Annotated in this window: 23 protein-coding genes; 6 read left to right on the plus strand and 17 right to left on the minus strand. The window is 71.9% G+C overall.

Annotated features, from left to right (window positions below; all coding sequences use genetic code 11):
• Positions 1-64: 64 nt before the first annotated feature.
• The 4 genes from AB0G56_RS02765 to AB0G56_RS02780 all read right to left on the minus strand — a co-directional run bounded on the left by AB0G56_RS02765 (position 65) and on the right by AB0G56_RS02780 (position 1,868).
• A complete protein-coding gene (locus AB0G56_RS02765; protein WP_360962557.1) occupies positions 65-484 on the minus strand; it encodes a DUF3618 domain-containing protein in 420 nt (139 codons plus the stop codon).
• The gene (locus AB0G56_RS02770) at positions 481-855 is read right to left on the minus strand and encodes a phage holin family protein (RefSeq protein ID WP_360963288.1); all 375 of its coding nucleotides are present in this window, start codon (positions 853-855) and stop codon (positions 481-483) included. The genes AB0G56_RS02765 and AB0G56_RS02770 overlap by 4 nt, the downstream gene beginning before the upstream one ends.
• A 132-nt stretch (positions 856-987) precedes the next feature.
• Positions 988-1,719, minus strand: a complete 732-nt coding sequence (locus AB0G56_RS02775) for a hypothetical protein (protein ID WP_360962559.1) — start codon at positions 1,717-1,719, stop codon at positions 988-990.
• Positions 1,716-1,868: a hypothetical protein gene (locus tag AB0G56_RS02780; RefSeq protein WP_360962562.1), complete on the minus strand. Its 153-nt coding sequence runs from the start codon at positions 1,866-1,868 to the stop codon at positions 1,716-1,718. The genes AB0G56_RS02775 and AB0G56_RS02780 overlap by 4 nt, the downstream gene beginning before the upstream one ends.
• Before the next feature lie 120 nt (positions 1,869-1,988).
• Here AB0G56_RS02780 and dapA point away from each other — a divergent pair, with 120 nt between their 5' ends.
• Together dapA and AB0G56_RS02790 are read left to right on the plus strand one after the other, a co-directional pair.
• Positions 1,989-2,990 (plus strand): 4-hydroxy-tetrahydrodipicolinate synthase, encoded by a 1,002-nt coding sequence (gene dapA, locus AB0G56_RS02785; protein ID WP_360962564.1) that lies wholly within the window; start codon positions 1,989-1,991, stop codon positions 2,988-2,990.
• Between the two features lie 16 nt (positions 2,991-3,006).
• Positions 3,007-3,510, plus strand: a complete 504-nt coding sequence (locus AB0G56_RS02790; RefSeq protein WP_360962567.1) for a hypothetical protein — start codon at positions 3,007-3,009, stop codon at positions 3,508-3,510.
• 73 nt (positions 3,511-3,583) lie between these two features.
• Here AB0G56_RS02790 and dapD read toward each other — a convergent pair whose 3' ends face one another.
• The 11 genes from dapD to AB0G56_RS02845 form a co-directional block, all read right to left on the minus strand.
• Positions 3,584-4,570 (minus strand): 2,3,4,5-tetrahydropyridine-2,6-dicarboxylate N-succinyltransferase, encoded by a 987-nt coding sequence (dapD, locus tag AB0G56_RS02795; protein WP_360962569.1) that lies wholly within the window; start codon positions 4,568-4,570, stop codon positions 3,584-3,586.
• 44 nt (positions 4,571-4,614) lie between these two features.
• Positions 4,615-5,169: a TetR family transcriptional regulator gene (locus AB0G56_RS02800; RefSeq protein ID WP_360962572.1), complete on the minus strand. Its 555-nt coding sequence runs from the start codon at positions 5,167-5,169 to the stop codon at positions 4,615-4,617.
• A complete protein-coding gene (locus tag AB0G56_RS02805; protein ID WP_360962574.1) occupies positions 5,169-5,489 on the minus strand; it encodes a multidrug efflux SMR transporter in 321 nt (106 codons plus the stop codon). Before AB0G56_RS02805 ends, AB0G56_RS02800 begins: the two co-directional genes overlap by 1 nt.
• Positions 5,490-5,603: 114 nt before the next feature.
• On the minus strand, positions 5,604-5,936 hold the full coding sequence (locus tag AB0G56_RS02810; protein WP_010039749.1) for a metal-sulfur cluster assembly factor: 333 nt from the start codon (positions 5,934-5,936) through the stop codon (positions 5,604-5,606).
• On the minus strand, positions 5,933-6,400 hold the full coding sequence (gene sufU, locus AB0G56_RS02815; RefSeq protein WP_360962577.1) for a Fe-S cluster assembly sulfur transfer protein SufU: 468 nt from the start codon (positions 6,398-6,400) through the stop codon (positions 5,933-5,935). The genes AB0G56_RS02810 and sufU overlap by 4 nt, the downstream gene beginning before the upstream one ends.
• Before the next feature lie 11 nt (positions 6,401-6,411).
• Entirely contained in the window at positions 6,412-7,668 is a 1,257-nt protein-coding gene (locus AB0G56_RS02820; protein WP_360962580.1) for a cysteine desulfurase, read from the minus strand.
• Positions 7,665-8,429, minus strand: coding sequence for a Fe-S cluster assembly ATPase SufC (sufC, locus tag AB0G56_RS02825; protein ID WP_037860799.1), 765 nt, complete (start codon positions 8,427-8,429; stop codon positions 7,665-7,667). Before sufC ends, AB0G56_RS02820 begins: the two co-directional genes overlap by 4 nt.
• A gap of 7 nt (positions 8,430-8,436) precedes the next feature.
• Positions 8,437-8,760 (minus strand): non-heme iron oxygenase ferredoxin subunit, encoded by a 324-nt coding sequence (locus tag AB0G56_RS02830; protein ID WP_360962584.1) that lies wholly within the window; start codon positions 8,758-8,760, stop codon positions 8,437-8,439.
• Positions 8,757-9,980 carry a Fe-S cluster assembly protein SufD gene (gene sufD / locus AB0G56_RS02835; protein ID WP_360962587.1) on the minus strand — a complete coding sequence of 408 codons (1,224 nt, stop codon included), beginning with the start codon at positions 9,978-9,980 and terminating at the stop codon, positions 8,757-8,759. The genes AB0G56_RS02830 and sufD overlap by 4 nt, the downstream gene beginning before the upstream one ends.
• Before the next feature lie 59 nt (positions 9,981-10,039).
• Positions 10,040-11,461 carry a Fe-S cluster assembly protein SufB gene (gene sufB / locus AB0G56_RS02840; RefSeq protein WP_360962590.1) on the minus strand — a complete coding sequence of 474 codons (1,422 nt, stop codon included), beginning with the start codon at positions 11,459-11,461 and terminating at the stop codon, positions 10,040-10,042.
• Complete coding sequence (locus AB0G56_RS02845) at positions 11,458-12,198, minus strand: ArsR family transcriptional regulator (protein ID WP_360962593.1); 741 nt, start codon at positions 12,196-12,198, stop codon at positions 11,458-11,460. The genes sufB and AB0G56_RS02845 overlap by 4 nt, the downstream gene beginning before the upstream one ends.
• Before the next feature lie 161 nt (positions 12,199-12,359).
• On the opposite strand from AB0G56_RS02845, the gene AB0G56_RS02850 reads away from it, so the two are divergent.
• From AB0G56_RS02850 to AB0G56_RS02865, 4 genes are all read left to right on the plus strand, one after another.
• Positions 12,360-13,172, plus strand: coding sequence for an AAC(3) family N-acetyltransferase (locus AB0G56_RS02850; RefSeq protein ID WP_360962596.1), 813 nt, complete (start codon positions 12,360-12,362; stop codon positions 13,170-13,172).
• Positions 13,173-13,203: 31 nt separating this feature from the next.
• Complete coding sequence (locus AB0G56_RS02855; protein WP_360962599.1) at positions 13,204-14,127, plus strand: ABC transporter ATP-binding protein; 924 nt, start codon at positions 13,204-13,206, stop codon at positions 14,125-14,127.
• Positions 14,124-14,909 (plus strand): ABC transporter permease, encoded by a 786-nt coding sequence (locus AB0G56_RS02860; RefSeq protein ID WP_360962602.1) that lies wholly within the window; start codon positions 14,124-14,126, stop codon positions 14,907-14,909. The genes AB0G56_RS02855 and AB0G56_RS02860 overlap by 4 nt, the downstream gene beginning before the upstream one ends.
• Before the next feature lie 68 nt (positions 14,910-14,977).
• Positions 14,978-15,991, plus strand: a complete 1,014-nt coding sequence (locus AB0G56_RS02865) for a COX15/CtaA family protein (protein WP_360962605.1) — start codon at positions 14,978-14,980, stop codon at positions 15,989-15,991.
• 33 nt (positions 15,992-16,024) lie between these two features.
• Here AB0G56_RS02865 and AB0G56_RS02870 read toward each other — a convergent pair whose 3' ends face one another.
• Together AB0G56_RS02870 and AB0G56_RS02875 are read right to left on the minus strand one after the other, a co-directional pair.
• A complete protein-coding gene (locus AB0G56_RS02870) occupies positions 16,025-17,131 on the minus strand; it encodes an amidohydrolase family protein (protein WP_360962608.1) in 1,107 nt (368 codons plus the stop codon).
• 85 nt (positions 17,132-17,216) lie between these two features.
• The gene (locus AB0G56_RS02875; RefSeq protein ID WP_360962611.1) at positions 17,217-17,549 is read right to left on the minus strand and encodes a hypothetical protein; all 333 of its coding nucleotides are present in this window, start codon (positions 17,547-17,549) and stop codon (positions 17,217-17,219) included.
• Between the last annotated feature and the right edge of the window lie 77 nt (positions 17,550-17,626).

Below are 17,626 nucleotides of genomic sequence, written 5' to 3' on the forward strand. Positions count from 1 at the left end.
GCTTGCCGACGCCTGCGAAGGAAGCCGCCCCGCCCGGGGTCGGCCCGGAACGCCCACCGCCCCCTCAGCAGATGTGTGCCCGGCGCCGCCGCCTCAGCAGCCCCGCCGTCAGCACCGCCACTCCCGCCGCGCCCACGAGCAGCAACGGCCGGGGATGGCGCCGGCAGGCCCGCGCCGCGTCGCTCACCGGCCCTGAGGCGGAGTGCCGGGTGCGCCGCAGGGCGCGGGCGGCCCGTTCCTCCGCACGGTGTCCGGCCTGGGCGGCGCCGCTGCGCAACTGGACGCCCATCGCCCCGGCCCGGTCCCGCAGATCGGCCGCCCGGGCCCTGGTGCGGCCCTTCACGTCGGCCTTCGCCGCCAGTTCCTCGACGGTGTCGCCGAGGCGGCTCCTGGTCCGCTCGATCTGCTCCCGCAGCTCGTCCGGCCCCTTCGCGCCGAGGGCCCGTGCAGCCCCGCCGCCCGCCCCCTGCCTGCTGTCGGTCATCGGTGGTGTGCCCTTTCCTTGAGTTCCTCGACGTCCGCCTTGACGCTGCCGAGCGCCTCCTGCGGCTTGGGCGGCCCGGCGCGGCGCAACTGAGCGCGCCCGGTGAGGGCCAGGACGCCCGCGATCGCGAACAGCGCGCCGGTCACGATGAGCGCGGCGGCCCACACGGGCAGCACCAGCGCGAGCGCGGCGACGGCCGTACCGGCGAGCGCGAACACTCCGACGTACGCGACGGCACCCGCTGCGCCCAGCAGTCCGCCGCCCCGCCCCACGCGCCGGCCTTTCGCGGCCAGTTCCTCCTTGGCGAGGGCCACTTCCTGCCGTGCCAGCAGGGAGAGCTGTTCCGTGGCGTCATGGACGAGTTCGCCCACCGACCGGTCGCTCTCGGGGCGGACGGCCGCCGCGGCGTGCCGCGTCCGGACGGGTCTGGCATCGATGGTCCCGGTCACGGTGTCCCGCCTCCTCTCGGTCCGGGACGACCGGGTACCCCTCGGGCGCCTGGGCTACCCCTCGCCCGTCCCGCCGGGCCCGCGCTCGCCGAGCAGGGCCAGCTGGGTCTGGAACCAGTCGAGCCGGGCCTGCAACAGGGCGGCCTCCGCGGCGAGTTCGGGTACGCCGAGTTCGCCGCCCCCCGCCGGGGCGGGCATCGGCGCGGGTGCGCCCCCGGTGACGGCGGCCACCGGCTCCGCACCGGCCGGCGGGGCCCCGGCCGTCACCCGCAGTCCGTCTCCGGCCAGCCGGGCGAACCCGGCGAGGGTCACGGCCGTACGGCCGCTCGCGCAGCCCCCGCAGGCGGCGGCCAGCGCGCGTCGGCCGGGCCTGCCCCAGCCCGCGTCGGCCAGTGCGACGGCGGGCGCGCCGCACGCGCACGGCCCGACCGTCATGGTCCGCACCCGCTGGCGGGCGTAGCGGTAGCCGCGTTCGAAGCGGATGTAGGAGCCGAGGACCGAGACCTCCAGGAGGACGGCGGCCCGGTGCTCGGCCGTGCACAACAGCTCCTCGGCCACGGCGCGTTCGTGCACGCAGTGGAAGCCGCAGTCGCACAGGCGGGCGGGCGGCCGGTGGCGGCGTCCGTAGACGCAGCCGGCGTCCGCGACGACGCCGTACGGCAGCGCGCCGCCGAGCGACACTCCGGTGAACCCGGCCCGGGTGCCGTCCTGCGACAGCACCGGGTGGGCGATCTTGTAACCGGTCGGCGGCTCCGTCGGGCGTTCCGTCGGCAGCCGCAGCCTCATCGGGCGGCCGGGACCTCTTCGGACTCGGTGGTCTGCGGCTCCTGAGGGACCTCCACGGCCACGGTCCGTACGGGAGTCTCCTCCTCGGCGGCCCGCGGCTGCTCCTCCTCCTGCGCGACTCCGGTGGCCAGTGCCTTGCCGAGCTTCATGACGCCTCCCATGAGCTGCCCGTCAGTGACCTTCTCCCCCATGGTGACCCATACCGCCGACTTTGGACACAGCACACCGTCTTTCCAGCATCGCTTATCAATATCCGGTAGGAGAATTAAGTGGAGCTTCATCGAAGGGCTGCCGAGACTGTCTCCATGACGACGACCTCCCAGAGCGAAGAGAGCGCGGAGAACGCGGAGGGCCCGGCGAGCGCGGCGAGCGCCGACAGTCCCGCCCGCCCCGTCGGCCGCGCCCTGTGCGCCATGGTCACGCCCTTCACCCCGGCCGGCACCCTCGACCTCGACGGCGCCCAGCGCCTGGCGGACCGCCTGGTGAGCGGCGGATGCGACGGCCTCGTGCTGAACGGCACCACCGGCGAGTCCCCGACCACCACGGACGCCGAGAAGGCGGAACTCGTACGGGCCGTCCGGGAGGCCGCGGGGGACCGCGCCGCGATCGTCGCGGGCGTGGGCACGTCCGACACGCGGCACACCGTCGAACTCGCCCTGGCCGCCGAGAAGGCCGGCGCCGACGCCGTGCTGGTCGTGACGCCGTACTACAGCAGACCCCCGCAGGACGCGGTCGAGGCGCACTTCCGCACGGTCGCGGACGGCTCGGGGCTGCCGCTCGTGCTCTACGACATCCCGGCCCGCACCGGCACCCGCATCGAGCCCGGCACCCTGCTGCGGCTGGCCGAGCACCCCCGGATCGTCGCGGTCAAGGACTGCTCCTACGACTTCCTCGGCGTCCAGAAGCTGCTGGCGCGCACGGACCTGTCGTTCTACGCGGGCTGCGACGAGCACAACCTCGCCCTGTACGCGGTCGGCGGCGCCGGATACGTCAGCACGGTCGCGAACCTCGTCCCCGGCCGGCTGCGCGCCGTCCTGGACGCGTTCGACGCGGGCGACACCCTGCGGGCGGCCCGGGCGCAGCAACAGGCCACGGAGCTGATCGAGTCGACGACAGCCTCGGGGCTGCCCGGCGCGGTCACCGTCAAGGGCCTGCTCGGCGCGCTCGGCCTGCCCGCGGGCCCGGTCCGCGCGCCGCTGCGGCCCGCCGGCCGCGAGACGGTCGACGGCCTGCTGGCGGCCTACGAACGGCTCACGTCCTCGGCGCCCTGAGCCGTACGCTGGCCGTGTGAGCCGCCCCCTGCTCTTCCTCGACGTCGACGGCCCCCTCAACCCCTGGGCCGCACAGCCGGAACGGCGGCCCGAGGGCTACACCACGATCCGGGCGTCCCCGCACCCGGGCCGGGTGCTGCGCGTCTGGCTGAACCCGGCGCACGGCCCGGCACTGCTGGGTCTCGGTTACGAGCTGTGCTGGGCCACCACCTGGATGGAGGCGGCGAACCGCTGGATCGCCCCGGTCGTCGGACTGCCCGAGCTGCCGTACGTCGACTTCGGCGCGGGCCTGTTCGCCCTACGGCCCGACGGGGTCCACTGGAAGACCGAGGCGATCGTGGCGTACGCGGCGGGCCGCCCGTTCGCCTGGGTGGACGACGAGCAGAGCCCGGCGGACACGGAGTACGTGAGGGCCGGACACCCCGGCCCGGCCCTCCTCCACCACGTCGATCCCCGCGTGGGCCTGCGCGAGAGCGACTTCACGGCCCTCGCGCGGTTCGCGGACTCGATGGCGCCGTAGACGGCGCCGTAGACGGGGCGAGGCGCCCTCCCGCCATGGGGAGGGCGCCTCGCGCGAGCCGGCGCTCGCCGCGTCAGTTGTGGCTGTGCAGAACCTCGTTGAGGCCGCCCCAGACCGCGTTGTTCGGGCGGGCCTCGACGGCGCCGGTGACCGAGTTGCGGCGGAAGAGGATGTTGGAGGCGCCGGAGAGTTCGCGGGCCTTGACGATCTGCCCGTCGGGCATGCTGACACGGGTGCCGGCGGTGACGTACAGACCGGCCTCCACGACGCACTCGTCGCCGAGCGCGATGCCCACGCCCGCCTCCGCGCCGATCAGGCAGCGCTCGCCGATGGAGATGATCACGTTGCCGCCGCCGGAGAGCGTGCCCATGGTGGAGGCGCCGCCGCCGATGTCCGAACCGTCGCCGATCACGACACCCGCGGAGATGCGGCCCTCGACCATGGAGGTGCCCAGGGTGCCCGCGTTGAAGTTCACGAAGCCCTCGTGCATCACGGTGGTGCCCTCGGCGAGGTGCGCGCCGAGCCGGACCCGGTCGGCGTCGGCGATGCGGACGCCCTTGGGGGCCACGTAGTCCGTCATGCGCGGGAACTTGTCGATGGAGGTCACCTGGAGGTGCAGGCCCTCGGCGCGGGCGTTGAGCCGCACCTTCTCGACGTCGTCGACGGCGACCGGGCCGAGCGAGGTCCAGGCGACGTTGGCGAGGAAGCCGAACTGGCCCTCCAGGTTCAGGCCGTGCGGCTTGACCAGGCGGTGGGAGAGCAGGTGCAGGCGCAGGTAGACGTCGTGCGCGTCGACCGGCTTCTCGTCGAGCGAGGCGATGACCGTGCGGACCGCGACCACCTCGACGCCCCGGCGGGCGTCCGGACCGGTCGCCGCGGTCGCGCCGCCGCCGAGCAGTTCGGCGGCGCGCTCGGCGGACAGCCGCTCGGTACCGGCCGGGCCGGGCTCGTCCGTCAGCTCGGGAGCGGGGAACCAGGTGTCGAGAACGGTGCCGTCGGCGGCGATCGTGGCGAGTCCGGCGGCGACGGCGCCGGTGGTGCGGGGAGCAGTGTCGGTCATGGGGAAAACCTAACGTGGCGGCGGGTGCGGGAGCGAACCCTGTCTCACGTGCCGGGCGGCCTCGGTGGGATCACCCGAGCCAGCACCTCGCGGGCGTACTCCTCGTCGTACGAACCGCCCGTCAGCAGCACCTGGAGGCAGATGCCGTCCACCAGGGCGACCAGGGCGCGCGCGGTGACGGGGTCGGTGTGGCGGGACAGGAGGGCGGCGAGGCCGTCGGCCCACTCGGCGGCGACGGGACGCAGGGCGGGGCGGCGCAGCGCGGCCAGGTACAGCTCGTACTCCAGTTCGACCCCGGTGCGCTCCCCGGCGAGCCACTCCCCCATCGCGGCCGCGAGTTCCCGCGCCAGGTCGGGGTGCGGGCCGGACAGGGCGCCGTGTGCGGCGACCGCCTCGGCGAAGCCCTCGTTGGCCTGGCGCAGCGCGGCGACCAGCAGGTCGTCGAGGGTGGCGAAGTGGTACGTCGTGGAGCCGAGCGGCACATCGGCCTCGGCGGCGACCGTGCGGTGGCTGAGCCCGGCGATGCCCTTCTCCCCCACGACCCGGATCGCGGCGTCGATGATCCGCTGCCGCCGGCCGGGGTCGTAGCGCCGGGACATCAGTGCGCGCCGCCCAGGTTGAGCACCACCACGCCGACGATGATCAGCGCTATTCCGGCGACCTTGGTGAGGGTCATCCCCTCGCCCAGGAAGGCCACGCCGATGGTGGCGATCGCCGCGGTGCCGATGCCGGACCAGATGGCGTACGCGGTGCCGACGTGGAGGGTCTTGAGGGTCTGGGCGAGCAGCGCGAAGGAGATCAGGTAGCCGAGCGCGGTCAGCACCGAGGGGGCCGGCCTGCTGAAGCCCTCGCTGTACTTCATGGCGGTGGTCCCGGCGACCTCGGCGGCGATGGCTCCGGCCAGGAACAGGTATCCCATGTGTACGAGCGTACATAACGAGGGCGTACGGAAACAGGGTCGTGCCCGGACAACCGAACGGCGGCACCCGAGGGGTGCCGCCGTTTTGTTCCGCCGTTCCTGAAGCAGGGTCTCTCAGACGTTGAAGCCGAGCGCCCTCAGCTGCTCGCGGCCGTCGTCCGTGATCTTGTCCGGGCCCCACGGCGGCATCCAGACCCAGTTGATGCGCAGCTCGTTGACGAGACCGTCCGTGGCGGACTTGGCCTGGTCCTCGATGACGTCGGTGAGCGGACAGGCCGCCGACGTCAGGGTCATGTCGACGGTCGCGATGTTCGACTCGTCGACGTGGATGCCGTAGATCAGGCCCAGGTTGACGACGTCGATGCCCAGTTCGGGGTCGACGACGTCCATCAGGGCCTCGCGGAGTTCCTCCTCGGAGGCCGGCTTCATCTCCACGGTCTCGCTCATGCGGTCTTCCTTTCGGCGTCGGCGCCGTCCAGCGCCTGGGCCGTCGCGTCCTTCCAGGCCATCCAGCTCAGCAGGGCGCACTTGACCCGGGCCGGATACTTGGAGACCCCGGCGAACGCCACCGCGTCCTCCAGGACCTCCTCCATCGCGTCGTCCGGCTCGATCTTCCCCTTGGACTGCATCAGCTCCAGGAAGGTCTCCTGGATCTTCTGCGCGTCGGCCAGCTCCTTGCCGACCAGGAGGTCGTTCAGCACGGAGGCCGAGGCCTGGCTGATGGAGCAGCCCTGCCCCTCGTAGCTGACGTCCTCGATCGTGGTGCCGTCGTACTTCACACGGAGGGTGATCTCGTCGCCGCACGTCGGGTTCACGTGGTGCACCTCGGCGTCGCCGTCCCTCAGACCACGCCCGTGCGGGTGCTTGTAGTGGTCCAGGATGACGTCCTGGTACATGGAGTCCAGCTTCACGCCTCAGCCCCTCATCCGAAGAAGTTCCGTACGTGCTCCAGGCCGTCGACCAGGGCGTCGATCTCGGCCGGCGTGGAGTACAGATAGAACGACGCTCGCGTGGTCGCAGGAATTCCGTAGCGCAGGCAGACCGGCCGCGCGCAGTGGTGGCCGACCCGGACGGCGATGCCCTGCTCGTCGAGGACCTGGCCCACGTCGTGCGGGTGGATGTCGCCGAGCGTGAAGGAGATCGCGGCGCCGCGGTCCTCGGCCGTGGTCGGGCCGATGATGCGCAGGTCGGGGACGTCCGCGAGCCGCTTCACCGCATACTCGGTGAGCGCGTGCTCGTGGGCGAGGACCTTGTCCATGCCGATCGCGTTCAGGTAGTCGATCGCCGCGCCCAGGCCGATGGCCTGCGAGATCGGCGGAGTGCCCGCCTCGAACTTGTGCGGGGCGGGGGCGTAGGTCGAGGAGTGCATCGACACCGTCTCGATCATCTCGCCGCCGCCGAGGAACGGAGGCAGGTCCTCCAGCAGTTCCTGGCGGCCCCAGAGCACGCCGATACCGGTCGGGCCGCACATCTTGTGGCCGGTGAAGGCCACGAAGTCGGCCTGCAGGGCCTGTACGTCCAGCGGCATGTGCGGGGCGGCCTGCGAGGCGTCGATGCAGACCAGGGCGCCGACCTCCTGGGCGCGGCGCACTATCGCCTCGACCGGGTTGAGGGTGCCGAGGATGTTGGAGACCAGCACGAAGGAGACGATCTTCGTCTTCTCCGTGATGACCTCCTCGATGTTCGACAGGTCCAGGCGGCCGTCATCGGTCAGGCCGAACCACTTCAGCTTCGCGCCCGTGCGCTGCGCCAGCAGCTGCCACGGCACGATGTTGGAGTGGTGCTCCATCTCCGTGATGACGATCTCGGTGTCGTGGTCCACCCGGTAGGGCTCGTCGGCCCAGCCGAGCATGTTCGCCACGAGGTTGAGCGACTCGGAGGCGTTCTTCGTGAAGACCACCTCGTCGCGGCTCGGCGCGTTGATGAACGCCGCGACCTTGTCGCGGGCGCCCTCGTACAGCGCCGTGGCCTCCTCGGCGAGCACGTGCACACCGCGGTGCACGTTGGCGTTGTGCTGTTCGTAGTACTCGGCCAGCACGTCGAGCACCTGGCGCGGGGTCTGCGAGGTCGCCGCGTTGTCCAGGTACACGAGCTTCTTGCCGTCGTGGACCAGTCGGTCCAGCACGGGGAAGTCCTTGCGGATCGCCTCGGTGTCGAGGAGGCCCGGCAGCTGTGTCACGCGGATGCGCCACCCTTCACGTATGCCTCGTAGCCCTCGTTCTCCAGCTTGTCCGCCAGCTCGGCGCCGCCGGACTCGGCGATGCGGCCGTCGGCGAACACGTGGACGAAGTCGGGCTTGATGTAGCGCAGGATGCGCGTGTAGTGCGTGATCAGCAGGGTGCCGACCTCGCCGGTCTCGCGGACGCGGTTCACGCCCTCGGAGACGATCCGCAGCGCGTCGACGTCCAGGCCGGAGTCGGTCTCGTCGAGGATCGCGACCTTCGGCTTGAGCAGTTCGAGCTGGAGGATCTCGTGGCGCTTCTTCTCACCGCCGGAGAAGCCCTCGTTGACGTTGCGCTCGGCGAAGGAGGGGTCCATGTGGAGCCGCTCCATGGTCTCCTTGACCTCCTTCACCCAGGTGCGCAGCTTGGGGGCCTCGCCGCGGATGGCGGTGGCGGAGGTGCGCAGGAAGTTGGAGACCGAGACGCCGGGGACCTCGACCGGGTACTGCATCGCCAGGAACAGGCCGGCGCGGGCGCGCTCGTCGACGGACATCTCCAGGACGTCCTCGCCGTCGAGGGTGACGGTGCCGCCGGTGATCGTGTACTTCGGGTGACCCGCGAGCGAGTAGGCGAGGGTCGACTTGCCGGAGCCGTTGGGGCCCATGATGGCGTGCGTCTCGCCCTGCTTCACGGTGAGGTCGACGCCCTTGAGGATCTCCTTCGTGGCGTTGTCGGCCTCGACGGTGACGTGCAGGTCTCGGATTTCAAGCGTTGCCATGGGTGCCTCAGGACTCCTGGGAGAGGGAGACGAGCACGTCGTCCCCTTCGATCTTTACGGGGTATACGGGGACGGGACGCGTCGCCGGAAGACTGTCGGGCTTGCCGGAGCGCAGGTCGAAGCGCGAGCCGTGCAGCCAGCACTCGATGTGGCAGTCGTCGACCTCGCCCTCGGCGAGCGAGACGTTCGCGTGCGAGCAGATGTCGTGGATCGCGAACACCTCGCCCTCGGTGTGCACCACGGAGATGGGCGTGCCGTCGAGTTCCACCCGCTTGGGGGTGTCCTCCTCCAGCTCGCTCAGCGCGCACACGCGTACAAAGGCACCGCTCATGCGACGGACGCCTCCAGCTCCTCCTCGATCTTGGCGAGCAGGCGCTCCTCGATGTCGGTGACACCGATCTGCTGGACCAGTTCGGCGAAGAAGCCACGGACGACGAGGCGGCGGGCCTCGTGCTCCGGGATGCCGCGGGCCATCAGGTAGAAGAGCTGCTCGTCGTCGAAGCGGCCGGTGGCGGAGGCGTGGCCGGCGCCGACGATCTCGCCGGTCTCGATCTCCAGGTTCGGCACGGAGTCGACGCGGGCGCCGTCCGTGAGGACCAGGTTGCGGTTCATCTCGTAGGTGTCGGTGCCCTCGGCCCTGGCCTCGATGAGCACGTCACCGATCCACACGGCGTGCGCTTCCTCGCCCTGGAGCGCGCCCTTGTAGACGACGTTCGACTTGCAGTGCGGGGCGTCGTGGTCGACGAAGAGCCGGTGCTCCTGGTGCTGGCCCGTGTCGGTGAAGTACAGGCCGAGCATCTCGACCTCGCCGCCGGCGCCGGTGTACGTCACGCGCGGGTGCAGCCGGACGACGTCGCCGCCGAAGGTGACGACGACCGACTTGAAGGAGGCGTCCCGGCCGACCAGCGCGTTGTGCTGGCCGACGTGGACGGCCTTGTCGTCCCAGTCCTGGACGGAGACGACGGTGAGCTTGGCGCCGTCGCCCAGGAGGTAGTCGACGTTGGCGGCGAGCACCGCGTCACCGGTGTGGTCGATGACGACGACGGCCTCGGCGAAGGCGCCCAGCTCGACGACCTGGTGGCCGTAGGCGACCCCGCCCTCGCCGTGCACCGCGATGCGGATCGGCTCGGTCAGGACGGTCTCCTTGGGGACGGTCACGACCGAGGCCTGCTCGAAGGCGGAGTAGGCCTGGGCGGCGACGCGGTCGACCGGGGTGCCGGCCTTGCCGAGCCGCGCGTCGTCGCGGCCGACGCTCTCCACGGTCACGCCCTCGGGGGCCTGGACGTCCACCTTCACGCCGGTGCCGGTGGCGGTCGCGGTGCCGTCGTGCAGGCCGCGCAGCCGCTCCAGCGGGGTGAACCGCCATTCCTCCTCGCGGCCGTGCGGGACCGGGAAGTCCGCCACGTCGAAGGAGGGGGGCGCGCTCATGCGCGTGGCGACGGTCGACTCCGCGGCCACCGCGATCTGGCCTGCGGTGGTGGAGCCCACAGGTGGGGGCGCCCCCTGTCCGGGCGGAGTCGAGGACTGGGGGGAGTTCTGGGCCTCAGCCATGGCTGTCGGTCTGCTCTCTTCCTACGTCAGTGTTCGCTGGCTGTCTCGGCGGGCGGTCGTCAGCCGACCGCGCCTTCCATCTGCAGCTCGATCAGCCGGTTCAGCTCCAGCGCGTACTCCATGGGGAGTTCCTTGGCGATCGGCTCGACGAAGCCGCGCACGATCATCGCCATCGCCTCGAACTCGGACAGACCGCGGCTCATCAGGTAGAAGAGCTGGTCCTCGGAGACCTTGGAGACGGTCGCCTCGTGGCCCATGGACACGTCGTCCTCGCGGACGTCCACGTAGGGGTAGGTGTCGGAGCGGGAGATGGTGTCGACGAGCAGCGCGTCGCACAGCACGTTGGACTTGGAGCCCGCGGCGCCCTCGCCGATCTCCACCAGACCGCGGTAGGAGGTGCGGCCGCCGCCGCGCGCCACCGACTTGGAGACGATGTTGGAGGAGGTGTTCGGCGCCATGTGGACCATCTTGGAACCGGCGTCCTGGTGCTGGCCTTCGCCCGCGAAGGCGATGGACAGGGTCTCGCCCTTGGCGTGCTCGCCCATCAGATAGACGGCCGGGTACTTCATCGTCACCTTGGAGCCGATGTTGCCGTCGATCCACTCCATGGTCGCGCCCTCGTAGGCGACGGCGCGCTTGGTGACCAGGTTGTAGACGTTGTTCGACCAGTTCTGGATGGTCGTGTAGCGGCAGCGGGCGTTCTTCTTGACGATGATCTCGACGACCGCGGAGTGCAGCGAGTCCGACTTGTAGATCGGGGCGGTGCAGCCCTCGACGTAGTGCACGTAGGCACCCTCGTCGACGATGATCAGGGTCCGCTCGAACTGGCCCATGTTCTCCGTGTTGATGCGGAAGTAGGCCTGGAGCGGGATCTCCACGTGCACGCCCTTCGGCACGTAGATGAAGGAGCCGCCGGACCACACGGCGCTGTTCAGCGAGGCGAACTTGTTGTCGCCGACCGGGATGACGGTGCCGAAGTACTCCTTGAAGAGCTCCGGGTGCTCCCTCAGCGCGGTGTCGGTGTCCAGGAAGATGACGCCCTGCTCCTCCAGGTCCTCGCGGATCTGGTGGTAGACGACCTCCGACTCGTACTGGGCGGCCACGCCGGCGACCAGGCGCTGCTTCTCGGCCTCCGGGATGCCCAGCTTGTCGTAGGTGTTCTTGATGTCCTCGGGCAGGTCCTCCCAGGACTCCGCCTGCTTCTCCGTGGAGCGCACGAAGTACTTGATGTTGTCGAAGTCGATCCCCGACAGGTCCGAGCCCCAGTTCGGCATGGGCTTCTTCTCGAAGAGCCTCAGGCCCTTGAGGCGGAGCTTGGTCATCCACTCCGGCTCGGACTTCTTCGCGGAGATGTCCTTGACGACGTCCTCGTTCAGACCGCGCCGCGCGGAGGCACCGGCCGCGTCGGAGTCGGCCCAGCCGTATTCGTACTTGCCCAGGCCCTCGAGTTCGGGGTGGGCAGTCTCCGTGGGGAGAGTCATGCGGGGTTCCTCCCGGCCGTGCTTGCGGATGCGTTGTCTGTCTGGGAAATCCTGGGGATGAACGTCGTGCAGACGCCGTCGCCGTGGGCGATGGTCGCCAGTCGCTGGACATGGGTACCCAGCAGCTCGGCGAAGATCTCCGTCTCCGCCTCGCACAGCTGGGGGAACTGTTCCGCGACGTGGGCGACCGGGCAGTGGTGCTGGCAGAGCTGCTCGCCGACCGGTGCGCTGCGCGCCGTAGCAGCGTACCCGTCCAGGCTCAGGGCCTTGGCTAGCGCTTCGGCGCGTTCGTCGGGGCCGGCCGCCTCGATCGCCCGGCGGTAGGCGCGCGCCTGCGCGGCGATGCGGGCCCGGGCGAAGGCGGCGACCGCTTCCTGGCCGCCCTCCCGCTCGGCGATCCAGCGCATGGCGTCCGCGGCGAGCTTGTCGTAGGACTGGTCGAAGGCGTCCCGGCCGCAGTCGGTGAGCGCGAAGACCTTGGCGGGCCGCCCGCGCGTCCGCGCGCCGTACACCCGCCGTTCGCGTGCTTCCACGACGTCGTCGGCGACCAGCGCGTCCAGGTGGCGCCGCACGGCCGCCTGGGTGAGCCCCAGCCGCCCGGCCAGCTCGGCGACGGTCGAGGGACCGTGGTCCAGGACGGACCGCGCGACCCGGTTGCGCGTGGAACGCTCCCCGGTCGCGAACTCCTCCTGCGGGGCCCCCGTGGGGGTCTCCCGAGCCTCGCCGACGTTTTTCACAACGCCATTGTTGCGTAATTCATCGGACCCTGACAAGCGCCGCCGGTCGGGGCGGCCGGTGCCCTGCGTCACTTAGGTGGACCTAATCCGACCTGCGGAAACGATCTCTGATCGATCGAACGGGTGGCACACTCCGGCCCGGTGCGCCAGACTCCCGGACCATGCCCACACCCCCTCCGACCGGCCCACTCGTGACGCGCGGCACACTCGCGGGCGCCCTGCGCCGGCTCGGCGTCAGGCCCGGCGAGATCCTGCTGGCGCACTCCTCCCTGAAGTCCCTGGGCTGGGTCTGCGGGGGCCCCGTCGCCGTCGTGCGGGGGCTGCTGGACGCCCTGGGCCCGGACGGCACGCTCGTCGTCCCCGCCCACAGCGGCGACCTCTGCGACCCGGCGCTGTGGGGCGACCCGCCGGTCCCCGAGGAGTGGTGGGACGCCATCCGGGCCACCATGCCCGCCTACGACCCGCCGACCACCCCCACCCGCGGGGTCGGCGTCGTCCCGGAGACCGTCCGCACCTGGCCGGGCGCCCACCGCAGCGCCCACCCCCAGACGTCGTTCGCCGCGATCGGCCCGCGCGCGCGGGAGATCACCGACGCCCACGCCACCGACTGCCGGCTCGGCGAGCGCAGTCCGCTGGCCCGGCTGGAGGCCGCCGGCGCCCGCGTGTTGCTCCTCGGCGCCGGATACGACGCCTGCACCTGCTTCCACCTCGCCGAGTACCGCATTCCCGCGCCCCGCGTGCGCGAGGGCAGGCCCGGACCGCACGGCTGGGAGACCGTGACCGAGGTGTCCATCACCTCCGAGCGGTTCGACGAGCTGGGGCACGACTTCGAACGGGACCGGCCCGTCGCCAGGGGAAAGGTCGGCGCTGCCGACGCGCGGCTGTTGCCCCTGGCCGACGCCGTGGCCTACGCAGAACACTGGCTCGCCCTGCACCGTCCCCGTGAGGAGGACTTCACGCACCCGCCCGCCTGAACCGCCCGGCGCGTCCCTAGACTCTGGACCCATGCGAAGTGAGCCAGTGGTCCAGGTCCAGTCCCTGGTGAAGCGGTACGGCACCAAGACCGCGGTGGACGGCCTCGACCTGGTGGCCCGGGCGGGCGTGACCGCCGTGCTCGGCCCCAACGGCGCGGGCAAGACGACCACGGTCGAGACCTGCGAGGGGTACCGGAAGCCGGATACCGGCACGGTGCGCGTCCTGGGCCTCGACCCGGTCGTCCAGTCCGCCGCACTGCGCCCCCGCATCGGGGTGATGCTCCAGTCCGGCGGGGTCTACTCCGGGGCCAGGGCCGACGAGATGCTGCGGCACGTCGCCAAGCTGCACGCCCACCCCCTGGACGTGGACGCCCTGATCGAACGGCTCGGGCTCGCCGGCTGCGGCCGGACGGGCTACCGGCGCCTGTCCGGCGGCCAGCAGCAGCGCCTCGCGCTCGCCATGGCCGTCGTCGGCCGCCCCGAGCTGGTCTTCCTCGACGAGCCGACCGCGGGACTCGACCCGCAGGCCCGCCGGGCCACCTGGGACCTGGTCAACGACCTGCGCGCCGACGGGGTCTCCGTGATCCTCACCACGCACCACATGGACGAGGCCGAACAACTCGCCGACGACGTCGCGATCATCGACGCCGGCCGGGTCATCGCCCAGGGCTCCCCGGAGGAGCTGTGCCGCGGCGGCGCGGAGAACACCCTGCGCTTCACCGGCCGCCCCGGCCTCGACGTCGGCTCCCTGCTCAAGGCCCTGCCCCCCGAATCCTCCGCCGCCGAGCTGACGCCCGGCGCGTACCGCGTGGCCGGCGAGGTCGACCCGCAACTGCTCGCCACGGTGACGTCCTGGTGCGCGCAGCACGGCGTGATGCCCGACCGGATCTCGGTGGAGCGGCACACCCTGGAGGACGTCTTCCTGGAGCTGACCGGCAAGGAGCTGCGCTCATGACCACCGCCACCGGCTCATCCACCGGTACGTACTCGCCCAAGCCCGGCGCGGCCCCGCTGACCCGCATGATCGCGGCGCAGGCGGCGCTGGAGACGAAGATGCTGCTGCGCAACGGCGAGCAGCTGCTGCTCACCGTCGTCATCCCCACCCTGCTGCTGGCGCTGTTCAGCTCCGTGGACATCGTGGACACCGGCGCGGGCAAGGCCGTGGACTTCCTCACACCGGGCGTGCTGGCGCTCGCCGTGATGTCGACGGCGTTCACCGGCCAGGCCATCGCCACCGGCTTCGAGCGCCGCTACGGCGTGCTGAAGCGGCTGGCGTCCTCACCGCTGCCGCGCTGGGCCCTGATGACCGCCAAGACGGTGTCGGTGCTGGTCACCGAGGTGCTCCAGGTGATCCTGCTGACGGTGATCGCCTTCGCGCTCGGCTGGTCCCCGCACGGCAATCCCCTCGCCGTGCTGGTGCTGCTGGTGCTCGGCACGGCCGCCTTCTCCGGGCTCGGCCTGCTGATGGCCGGCACGCTGAAGGCCGAGGCGACGCTGGCCGCCGCGAACCTGGTCTTCCTGCTGCTGCTGGTCGGCGGCGGCGTGATCGTCCCGCTGGACAAGTTCCCCTCCGGCGCGCAGGACGTGCTGGGCCTGTTGCCGATCTCGGCGCTGTCCGACGGGCTGCGGGACGTGCTCCAGCACGGCGCCGGCATGCCGTGGGGCGACGCCGGGATCCTCGCCGTGTGGGCGGTCGTGGCGCTGGCCGCGGCGGGGAAGTTCTTCCGCTGGGAGTAGGGGCCGCGGACATCCCATGGACCCTTGAGACGGACCCTCGTGAAAGTGTGCACAAGCGGCGGCCTACGATGGAACGCGTGCCGAACCTGACCCGCGACGACGCCGTATCCGCCGTGCGCAACCCGCTCGCCTTCATCGCCGAACGCTGGACCCCGCAGCCCCGGACCGTCCGGCGGGCGGCCCTCGCCGCGCTCGTCATGGCGGTGGTCATCGTCGTCACCGGCGGTGCCGTGCGGCTGACCGGCTCGGGCCTGGGCTGCCCCACCTGGCCGACCTGCACCGACGACTCGCTGACCACGACCCGCGCGATGGGCTTCCACGGCGTGATCGAGTTCGGCAACCGCATGCTGACGTACGTGCTGTGTGCCGCGGTCGGCTGGGCGATCATCGCCGCCCGCTCGGAAAAGCCGTGGCGGCGCGGTCTGACCCGGCTGGGCTGGGCGCAGTTCTGGATCGTGATGGGCAACGCGGTGCTCGGCGGCATCGTGGTCCTGGTCGGCCTGAACCCGTACACGGTCGCCGCGCACTTCCTGCTGACCACGGCGCTGATCGCGGTCGCGACGGTGATGTGGCAGCGCACCCGGGAGGGTGACGGGGAGCCGCGTCCGCTGGTGGGCAAGGCGGTGCAGCAGTTGGTGTGGTTCCTGGTCGTCGCGAGCGTGCTGCTGATCGCGGCGGGCACCGTGGTGACCGGCGCGGGCCCGCACGCGGGCGACTCCGCGGAGGTCGAGCGGATCCCGCTCGACTGGGAGACGGTCGCCAAGGCGCATGCGGTGCTGGCGTGGATCGTGGTGACGCTGACGTTCGCCCTGTGGTTCGTCCTGAAGGCCGTCGACGCCCCCAAGGGGCCGCTGGACCGCACGCGCGACCTGTTCCTGGTCCTGCTCGCCCAGGGTGTGGTGGGCTATGTCCAGTACTTCACGCACCTGCCCGAGGTCTTGGTGGGCGTCCACATGCTGGGGTCGTGCCTGATGTGGATCGGCGTGCTGCGGGTGCTGCTGTCACTGCGCGAGCGGCCCGATGCGGCGGGCGACGGGCTGCCGGCGGCATCCGTCGAGACGGGCTCGCTGACCAAGGCGTAGCGCCCCGCGGGTCACCGCAGCCCGCGGAGGCGGTCACCCCAGCCCGTACACCCGCCGGGCGTTGCCCGCCGCGACCATCCGTGCCACCCGCTGCGCGTCCTGCGGTGACCAGGCGCCCTGGGCCACCCAGGCACCGAGCACCCGGCCCAGCGCCTCCCGGAACAGCCGGGCCCCCACCACGTGCAGCTCGGGCAGCCCGCGGGCGCCGCTGGAGAAGAGGATCTTGCCGAAGGGGGCCAGCTCCAGGATCTCGGCGAGCACGGTGGCGGCCCGTGCGCCCGTGCGCGCCAGCGCGGCCCCCGAGTCGGTGTACACGTGCGGGAAGACGGCGGCCAGGTGCGCCGCGTTGCGGTGGTACGGGTACCCGTGCAGCAGCACCAGGTCCGTGCCCAGTCCCGCGGTCGCCCGGACGAAGTCCGTCAGCAGCACCGGGTCGGTGCGGTCGGTGCGCAGCCCCGGCTCGCCCAGCCCGGCGTGCAGCTGGAGCGGGCGCCCGGAGGCCACCGCGATCCACAGCAGGTGGCGCAGCAGCACCGGATCGCTCAGCTCCCCGCCGACGCCCCGCCGCGCCAGCCAGCGTCCCGCGGCGCCCCGCACCTCCCCCGGCCCCGGTGGCTCGGGCGCGAGCGCGAGACCGTGCCGCAGACCCGCCACGGAGGTGAAGGCGACCGCGTCCGCGGCGGCGCCGTGCACCGCCTCGGCGAGGTTGGACAGGAAGGCCTCGACGGTTCCCGAGGTGTCGGCGACCTGCTCGGCCAAAAGTTCCAGGCGGACCACCTCGTGGGCGGCGGCGGCCCCCGCCGAGGCCATCTCGCCCGGTCCCGTGAGGTCCCCGGGCAGCCCCGTGTCCACGAGGTAGTCGGTGATGCCGCTGCCGCGCAGCAGCCTGCGGCCGGCCTCCAGGACACCCAGCTCGCGGCGCCGGGCCAGATAGCGGGCGGGCGGGCAGTGCGGCTCCAGGCCGAGCAGCGGGGGGCACCAGCGGCGTACGGCGAAACCGGTCTGGGTGTCGAAGAGGGTGGTGCCGGGCGCGGGCGGGCCCTCGGTCCGGGCCAGCTGGGCCTCGAAGGTGCCGAGGCCCAGTTCCGTCCGCAGCACGCCGTGGCAGTACTGGTCCACGAGGGACGGCGTTTCGATCATCCGGTCTCCCCCGGCTGGGACCACTTCCTGCGTGAGTCCTAACGGGTGAACCGGCTCTCAGGTGTTGCCCGCCCGGCGGCTTTGTTCAGCCGTTCGCGGGGCCACCGAGCTGGATGCCCGCCATGCGGGACCACTCGTACGGGCCCGTCCTGACCTTGGCGGCGAACTCGCCGTCGAAGGACTCGTGGACGGTGATGCCGGACTTCGCCACCGCCTGCTCGGCGATGGCGTACGTGGGGGCCACGACGTCGCCCCAGGTGCCGTCCTCGCCGACGAGGACGATCCGGGCGCCGCGCTGCCCGAGGTACGCGACCTGGCCCTCGGCACCGCCGTGCGCCCGGGAGAAGGAGCCGATCCGCCGGGCGAGGCGGGCCGCCTTGCGCTCGGCCTTGGGGTCAACCTGCTGCGTGTCTGCCATGGCCAGGATGCTACCGACGGGTAGTGGTTACTGCGACGGGCGGGGTACGTGGCCTCGGCCACGCTCCCCCAAGCCCT

It is taken from the genome of Streptomyces sp. NPDC021356 (assembly GCF_040641015.1).
Lineage (GTDB): Bacteria > Actinomycetota > Actinomycetes > Streptomycetales > Streptomycetaceae > Streptomyces.

Excerpts from the sequence above, each read along its gene's own strand:
- AB0G56_RS02805 (WP_360962574.1), bottom strand. The coding sequence starts at position 5,489 with ATGGGATACCTGTTCCTGGCCGGAGCCATCGCCGCCGAGGTCGCCGGG.
- AB0G56_RS02810 (WP_010039749.1), bottom strand. The coding sequence starts at position 5,936 with ATGAGCGAGACCGTGGAGATGAAGCCGGCCTCCGAGGAGGAACTCCGC.
- AB0G56_RS02800 (WP_360962572.1), bottom strand. The coding sequence starts at position 5,169 with ATGTCCCGGCGCTACGACCCCGGCCGGCGGCAGCGGATCATCGACGCC.
- AB0G56_RS02875 (WP_360962611.1), bottom strand. The coding sequence starts at position 17,549 with ATGGCAGACACGCAGCAGGTTGACCCCAAGGCCGAGCGCAAGGCGGCC.
- AB0G56_RS02860 (WP_360962602.1), top strand. The coding sequence starts at position 14,124 with ATGACCACCGCCACCGGCTCATCCACCGGTACGTACTCGCCCAAGCCC.
- AB0G56_RS02865 (WP_360962605.1), top strand. The coding sequence starts at position 14,978 with ATGGAACGCGTGCCGAACCTGACCCGCGACGACGCCGTATCCGCCGTG.
- AB0G56_RS02775 (WP_360962559.1), bottom strand. The coding sequence starts at position 1,719 with ATGAGGCTGCGGCTGCCGACGGAACGCCCGACGGAGCCGCCGACCGGT.
- AB0G56_RS02870 (WP_360962608.1), bottom strand. The coding sequence starts at position 17,131 with ATGATCGAAACGCCGTCCCTCGTGGACCAGTACTGCCACGGCGTGCTG.
- sufD (WP_360962587.1), bottom strand. The coding sequence starts at position 9,980 with ATGGCTGAGGCCCAGAACTCCCCCCAGTCCTCGACTCCGCCCGGACAG.
- AB0G56_RS02765 (WP_360962557.1), bottom strand. The coding sequence starts at position 484 with ATGACCGACAGCAGGCAGGGGGCGGGCGGCGGGGCTGCACGGGCCCTC.
- sufB (WP_360962590.1), bottom strand. The coding sequence starts at position 11,461 with ATGACTCTCCCCACGGAGACTGCCCACCCCGAACTCGAGGGCCTGGGC.
- AB0G56_RS02830 (WP_360962584.1), bottom strand. The coding sequence starts at position 8,760 with ATGAGCGGTGCCTTTGTACGCGTGTGCGCGCTGAGCGAGCTGGAGGAG.
- AB0G56_RS02855 (WP_360962599.1), top strand. The coding sequence starts at position 13,204 with ATGCGAAGTGAGCCAGTGGTCCAGGTCCAGTCCCTGGTGAAGCGGTAC.
- AB0G56_RS02780 (WP_360962562.1), bottom strand. The coding sequence starts at position 1,868 with ATGAAGCTCGGCAAGGCACTGGCCACCGGAGTCGCGCAGGAGGAGGAG.
- dapD (WP_360962569.1), bottom strand. The coding sequence starts at position 4,570 with ATGACCGACACTGCTCCCCGCACCACCGGCGCCGTCGCCGCCGGACTC.
- AB0G56_RS02850 (WP_360962596.1), top strand. The coding sequence starts at position 12,360 with ATGCCCACACCCCCTCCGACCGGCCCACTCGTGACGCGCGGCACACTC.
- sufC (WP_037860799.1), bottom strand. The coding sequence starts at position 8,429 with ATGGCAACGCTTGAAATCCGAGACCTGCACGTCACCGTCGAGGCCGAC.